This window comes from Novipirellula herctigrandis, from assembly GCA_007859835.1.
Lineage (GTDB): Bacteria > Planctomycetota > Planctomycetia > Pirellulales > Pirellulaceae > Novipirellula_A > Novipirellula_A herctigrandis.
Genome location: SJPJ01000003.1, coordinates 1 through 6,735 on the forward strand (window position 1 = coordinate 1; position 6,735 = coordinate 6,735).

Consider the following 6,735-nt stretch of genomic DNA (forward strand, 5'->3'; position numbering starts at 1 on the left):
TGCGAGCGCACATGCATCTTTACAGCATCGACCGCGCAGCACACAACGCTAATCGCAAAATCAGTTGCAGGTTCGAGCGTATGAAACAGAATCCGCTACACCGAAGCTAGTCCGAGTGGGTTCTCGGGAGCACACAGCCAGCCTTGACCACACCGGACTGCCTCACGAGCAAGGCTCTCAGGAGTTCCTGCCGCTCGCTTAAAGACGCGACCAAACTTCCTCACAATGTCGCACCAACCATGAGTGTCGAGCCCAATGCGACTCAAGATAGGAGCCAAGTGATCGGGTATTTTGCCGACCTTATTGCGGTGCAACTGCCGGCCCGTCCAATCCAAGAGCTCCAAATAACGAGACATCGAGACCGCCAGGAAACCCTTGGTACTTGCCCGCCGACCGGATGGATCGACACACGGTCCGACCGCATCGTTCTTTTCGTCAATCTCGATCGGACTCATCCAACCGCTCTTCCGCCGACGTCGACTCCGCTCCCAATCATGAGTACTCGGCCGAGTCCGATCTTGTCGCTCGGCCAAATCATCGATGCGATCTTTTGCACCGGTGTATTCGCTCGTTTCCGGAGTTTCAGCAATCGCCGCACGAATCGGGTTCAAATCCACATAGGCTGCGCATGCCAGCAAACTCGCTTCGTCCAACAGGGTCTGCAATTTGAATCGGCCTTCCCAAAAACGGCCGGTACACTCGTCTTCACGATTTGCTCGTCGAGCAATGTTCTCTGCCGTACATCGCATCCACCAACTGATGTCACTGAGTCGCCGCCGTCGTTCGTCCAACGCATCGGCTTGATTGACGATCATGTCAATTTCCGGTTTCGTCGGTTCCTCGGGCGACCCATCTTTCTTGCGTCGATGAGGAAACAGCCTCAGCCATCGCCTCGCCACCTCTTGATCGGTCCACTGAGCAACCACATCAGGCCGACTGCGCAAAACGAGGTGCAGATGATTGCTGAGCACTGTATAGGTCAGGCAATCGACTGCGAAAATCCCCGCCAGAAACTCCAATCGATCACGAATCCAGCCACGGCGATGCTCATAGGATTGACCGGAAAACGGGTCTTCGCCACACAAAAATGCACGTCTTACACAGCGTTGAACTGCGTGGAACACCTGAACTTCTGCGGGATCAGCGACTTCATAGCGTGGTTTACGCGGCATAACGACCTCCTGGACAAGACTTGATGAGCGAGAATTCTAGCAAATCCCAAGCAGTGAGGCAACAGAAATTGGATGGCCCCTTCTTACCCGTCCGAGACGATGCAGGTCTTATCGCTGGTCGCTCTGATGATCGCTGCACGCGACAAGTTCGCCGAAAGCGATTGGCGAGCGGTCTTGTCACGAGTCATCGCTGAACAGTTACGACTTGGCAAGCCGCACCGCATCGCTGTCCTGCTGGGCAGCGGCATGATCGACATGGATCACGCACTGCTGGAGTTCGTTCGTATTCGTTACGAAGAGCAAACCGCGACCGCGACCACACGCGGCCCACCGCCACAAGAGAGCCAAGCCGCATGAATCGACCACTCCGCCGCAGCGAACTGCAACTTTTTGTTAAAGAGCTTCAAAAGCACGCCGAGCCGCGGAGCGGCTCTCGGTCCGCGCTGTACCATTCTCCACAAGAGAAGAAAGGGGAAATACGGCGTCAATCAACATCTCTCCTCACTTTCAAACCCACCGCGACGCCCTCCGAGTCTTCCGAGACTCAAGAAAAGTGTGAGCAATACCCAAGTCACACTCGGCAACCTACATTGGCCGCCGCAAACGGCACAAGCTAAGCAGCTAAAAAGAAAAACGCGAGACAGTCTCAACTGCCTCGCGTTACGTCTATTTGTTACTCGGATTGCTTAGTGGTGGACGGGGCTATCGCCCATCACTTTCGTCCTTTGGACTCATCTGAATCCCGAATCCCGAGCCTGACCCTAATTCTTCCCCTCTTTGATTTGTCCCCCTGCCACCTTTGTTTTGCCCAGTCTCCACTCCCGCATGATTGAAGTTCAATGAAACGGTCGCTCCCTTTATTGGATAATCGATTATTACAATTTCGTAACACAGCGGCTCTTCGCGTGCAAAATCTACTGCAACATAGATAGGATATTTAGCCTCAGACTGTCCCCTCCGGATTCGATAGTAAACGAATTTGTTTAAGGCTCTTGGGATTCCTTTTGGCAGCACTGATGCAGTGCTGACGTCAAGCCAATCTGTCTTCTCTTTGGTGTCGATTCCGAAAATAGATGCGGCTTGATCAAACGGTATGCCTGTTCGCAATTCGTTCTTAGCAACGAAGTCGAACACCTTTTGCAAAAACGGATCTTGTGCTTGGCATTCATCGAGAGACGACAGTATCAAGGCAAAGACGAACGTTGGCGTGAAAAGGCAATTGAGCATTGATCCGATCTTGTTTTCTTGGTTGAAGCTGAACACTTACGTAATCACGAAACTTAAAGGGACATCACAATGCGAATGGATCAAACGGTTCATTGTCGGGACAGCAATCCCATTTTACCTTTATTGAATGACTAGTCTTACCAATCAAGTTGATACCCTGAGGTTTGGAGAGTGTAATTGGAAGCGGACCCGCCAAATCCGGGCGAGCATTAGCTTGAAACGGGGGCTGAGGAATCGTGCCATACACATAACCGTACGTTCCCGTCTGTGTATATTCCCCTATTGTACATTTGACGATCCGACCTGTTTCCTTATTTTGGCCCTGGGGATTCTGGAAGTAGAGATCATCAACAGGGTTTCCACTTTCATCGTTTGTTCGTGTCGTGGGAATGTCTGATCCATCATCTATTTGCCAAGCTTCCCAGAATTGTGTTGTATTATCGTCGAATACGACTGATCCGTCACAGTTAAAAACTTTCATCGTCTTCTTGATGTGCTGCACGATATAGACTGGGCCGCCCATAATCATTCGTCTATTTGGCGTCTTTGTAGGATCCCACTCCCATGTTATGCCCCACATAAAACCACCACATGGTCCCGCTTCAAAAGGAATCGTCGTAGTTAATTTGATTTGTCCATTGTCAACTCCGCTTGCTGGCGTTTGTGATACCATTTGCGTTTTACGCTCAGGACAAGCTTCAGCGGCACATAATCCGTATGGATCTGATAGAACCAGTGGTGTCCCACCTATGTATCTGTAAACGTTGGCGTCATTCCCCTCAAATCCAATCGGATCACGCGAAACGAACCGCCCACTCGAAGGACAGTACATCCTCGCCCTGTAGTGATACAACCCAAGCACCGTGTCCCACTCGCGTCCGGTATAAAGAATGCGGTTGTTCTCAGCGGATGCCGAAAGCACAACACCGCTGGCATCGAGAATCGTAGGTGTTCCGTACGCATCGTAAGCGTAGCGTTCTTTCACCGTGCCGCCGCCATCGGTCAGTGCGGTGATGCTGTACTGTTGGTTGCGGTGGTAGTAACGTAAACCGCCGGTCCCGCCTCGCATGACGGGTTCGTCGATGTAACTGGCGTAGGCATAAGTGTAAGTCGGTGACCCAGGTACTGCTCCAGAAGTGTAATCGGCGATCGTTTGTTGACCGTTTTGCACATAAACGCTTACCGTCGTCCCATCGTCGCGAGCGACGCGGCGACCAAGGGCGTCAAGCTGGTATGTCACATCATCTGTGCCGTCGTTGTCCGTGTCCCCTCCAAGTAACTTGTTCTCAAAGTCCCAGTGGAGAGAGAGTGAGGAGGAAGAGGGGGAGACACGGAGAGAGGCTGGCAATAAGGTTTGGTTGCCTTTGGTGTCATGTTGGACTGCTTGGCCTGCGGCAGTGAGGATCTCGTGCGTCGGCCCATGGGTACGCGTTTGCACACTGGCGTTCTCGGTAAAATTGTTCCAGTCACCGACCAGCGACAGATTCCACGATTGGTCGAGATTGCTGTCGGTTCGGTTCCAATTGACCAAGCGATCTTCGTCATCATAACCGCTTGTGCCGACGTTGAAGCCGTAACCGCCCATCGTTCCAGTGATGGCTTCGGACGTCTTGTTCTTGTTCGTGTCCCAAGTGTATGCAAGATCTCCGATCGATGCACCGCTGAAGGCGATCCCCGAAAGCGTGTTGTCGGTATTGTACGTTCTGGCTTCACTCACACCATTATTGTAGCTGCTTCCCGTCTTCCAACCACCATCGTCGTCGGTGGCAGTGTCGATCGCCGTTGCAATGTGGGCAAATTGACGCCCGCGTCTTTACGTTTCACTGGCGGTCATCGGCAATTCCGTTTTTGTCTTGGTCGATGACTCCGGAAAGCGGATCGGTGATGACGGCTTGCCAAGCGATTTTGGGGAAATAAAAGGGGAAGGGGGTCAATTTTCGCACTTTCCCATTTTTCGCATTGCCCCGGTTAAGGGCATGATAGATGCAGCCTGCTTCATCGGCACGTTTGATTCTTGGCATACCATCAGTTGGCTAAAGAAAAATTGATCGTATTCGCTAGAGAATATCAAACCAAGTCCCGAAAAACGACCCCCTTCCCCTTTTCTACTCCTTCCCCTTTTCTACTCCGAGGATGCTTTCAACATCAAATTCAATCGCTTTCTTCTTAGCCACAGCAACGCATCCAATCATTGTTTGGAGAACACAAATTCAACAAGAACAATGATCGCAAAATTAACTCGACCGCGCTACCCCAGTCTACCTAAAGTGCGCGTCGGCCCAGCCCCCCCAACGCCGTTCACCGAACGCTCACGCGAGAACAGAATCAACTGTCGCGCGTTAGGGAGTGAAATCTTCAGGGGTGCTTACTTCTTGAACGATCTTAGCTAATTGCTCGCTTCTTTCCTTCGTATTGGGAATCCCATGCAAACTGACATGTTCTACGTCTCGGAGTGCTTTGGTTTTGTAATGACAGTTGCGAATCGAGAGACTCGTATGCTCCGAGGCCGCATTCAATAGCTGAACCATCCCTTGATCAATCGAACAGTGGTCTAAAACAACGACCCCACTTGTCCTGATCTCGGGCGGACTATGACATAAGACTGTTGTCTCAACAAGCTTTAAATCTGAACTTCCAGCATCAACCAATAGTCCTGGTGCTTCGCCAGAGATCGTGGTGTCATGTATCAAGAAGCCATTTGCGTTTTGAAATCCGCGTTCGAAAACTTTCTTTAGACATGCAACATCAATACGACTGCGACTTATCTTTATGCCTCGACTTCCCGGTCCTCTGGAGCTTGATGGAAAATGACTTTTTTGCTCCTCACCATGTTGCCGCACAAAGCTACAATTCAAACAGGTTACAGTCACATCAGTAAAAAAATTCCCAAGATAAACGGCGTCGGAAAGGTTGGTAAAACCCTCTAAAGTCAGCTCAGTTTCTGCGGCGAGTCGATTGGCTGATGCAAGCAGCGATAGGTTCGTTTCACTAGGAACACTTCGAAGCGAGATATACAGGGTCGAATCACCTACTCCATCTGAAAAAACGGTAATCGCGCCATCTGACCCTATCCCAGCTTCGATATCGGTGACCAACTGATCGAGGCTTCTGTTTTGGCAACCGGGCAAAGCCAGTGAGTAAACTTGCATTAGGCACAAGAAACAAAGGAACGCTTTCCTGTGTATCGGCGCAGGAGCGTCCTGAATGGAAAGAAACATCAGCATCCACTTACTGGTGAGGCAGGCCGTATTGGACCATTGACGTTTTCCGCTTCTTCTTTGCATGCTTCGGTAGCAAATTTCATTTCGGAGGGATGGATCTGCCAGTAAGTCATATTCAGCTCAATGCCAGGCAACGGAAGAAACGGGTCGACTTTAGGACCACCTTTTGGAAATCCGGGCATGGTCTTTGCGAGCCCCAAAATTCTTGCTTTGATCACGGTAACCCCGTGATTCCTTTCAAGGTCAGCATCAAACACATTAAACGAATAGGTGTACTCTGTTGTGATTTCTGGTACCCCATCACAGTTACAATCGCACTCAAAACTCGTCGCCAAACGTTGCAGTTTGGCGCACGTCACTTTGAAAACAACCTCGTGGTCTAAAATCTTTGGACTAACGTCGGGCACTCGAATGGTGGTACCATCCGGTAGAGCTACCTTTTTTGTGGAGGTCCCGACGCCAGCTCGAACTGCACCGCCGATTGTTACGACTGATGACACCAAACTCGTGGCAATGACCTTGCAGTTTCCTGAGGGGTCAATGGAACTGAGAAGCCCTGATAAAAGATAAGCGTACAGATGATAGTCATCAGCATACCCGATGGGATCTCTGGAGCAGAACCTACCGGCGACCGAGTCGTACATGCGGGCGCGGTAGTGATACAGGCCTAATGCCTCGTCGTACTCGCGGCCCGTATACAGATAACGGTTGTTCTCTGACGAAGTGGCTGGTTGCGAGCCGCTAGCGTCTAGAAAAACGGGTGACCCGTAGGCGTCGTAGGCGTAGCGTTCTTTGATCGCACCTGCAGAATCGGTCAGTGCGATGACGGAGTACTGTTGGTTTCGATGAAGGTATCTCAATCCACCCACACCGGCACGCATGACGGGTTCGTCGATGTAGCTAGCGTAGACGTAAGTGTAGGTCGGTGACGCAGGTACCGCTCCCGATACGTAATCGGCAATCGTTTGCTGACCACTTTGAACGAACACCGTTACGGTCGTCCCGTCGTCGCGAGCGACTCGGCGACCCAATGCATCGAACTGATAGGTCACATCGTCGCTGCCGTCATTGTCCGTGTCCGCCCCAAGCAGCTTGTTCTCAAAATCCCAATGAAG

7 protein-coding genes are annotated in these 6,735 nt (G+C 51.2%); 1 reads left to right on the top strand and 6 read right to left on the bottom strand.

The window, feature by feature from the left end:
* Window positions 1–95: 95 nt before the first annotated feature.
* Complete coding sequence (locus CA13_RS33975) at window positions 96–1,172, bottom strand: hypothetical protein (protein ID WP_146404710.1); 1,077 nt, start codon at window positions 1,170–1,172, stop codon at window positions 96–98.
* Between the two features lie 72 nt (window positions 1,173–1,244).
* Between CA13_RS33975 and CA13_RS33980 the strand changes: the two genes are divergently transcribed.
* On the top strand, window positions 1,245–1,529 hold the full coding sequence (locus tag CA13_RS33980; protein ID WP_146404712.1) for a hypothetical protein: 285 nt from the start codon (window positions 1,245–1,247) through the stop codon (window positions 1,527–1,529).
* A 345-nt stretch (window positions 1,530–1,874) separates the two neighbouring features.
* Here the strand turns inward: CA13_RS33980 and CA13_RS33985 are convergent, their stop codons facing one another.
* From CA13_RS33985 to CA13_RS34005, 5 genes are all read right to left on the bottom strand, one after another.
* On the bottom strand, window positions 1,875–2,399 hold the full coding sequence (locus CA13_RS33985) for a hypothetical protein (protein WP_146404713.1): 525 nt from the start codon (window positions 2,397–2,399) through the stop codon (window positions 1,875–1,877).
* A gap of 64 nt (window positions 2,400–2,463) precedes the next feature.
* Window positions 2,464–4,116, bottom strand: a complete 1,653-nt coding sequence (locus CA13_RS33990; RefSeq protein WP_146404714.1) for an RHS repeat-associated core domain-containing protein — start codon at window positions 4,114–4,116, stop codon at window positions 2,464–2,466.
* A gap of 103 nt (window positions 4,117–4,219) precedes the next feature.
* Entirely contained in the window at window positions 4,220–4,420 is a 201-nt protein-coding gene (locus CA13_RS33995) for a hypothetical protein (protein ID WP_146404715.1), read from the bottom strand.
* Window positions 4,421–4,738: 318 nt separating this feature from the next.
* Complete coding sequence (locus tag CA13_RS34000; protein ID WP_146404716.1) at window positions 4,739–5,548, bottom strand: hypothetical protein; 810 nt, start codon at window positions 5,546–5,548, stop codon at window positions 4,739–4,741.
* Window positions 5,549–5,616: 68 nt separating this feature from the next.
* Window positions 5,617–6,735: RHS repeat domain-containing protein (locus tag CA13_RS34005; protein ID WP_419195326.1), on the bottom strand; the 1,119-nt coding region annotated here is incomplete at its 5' end.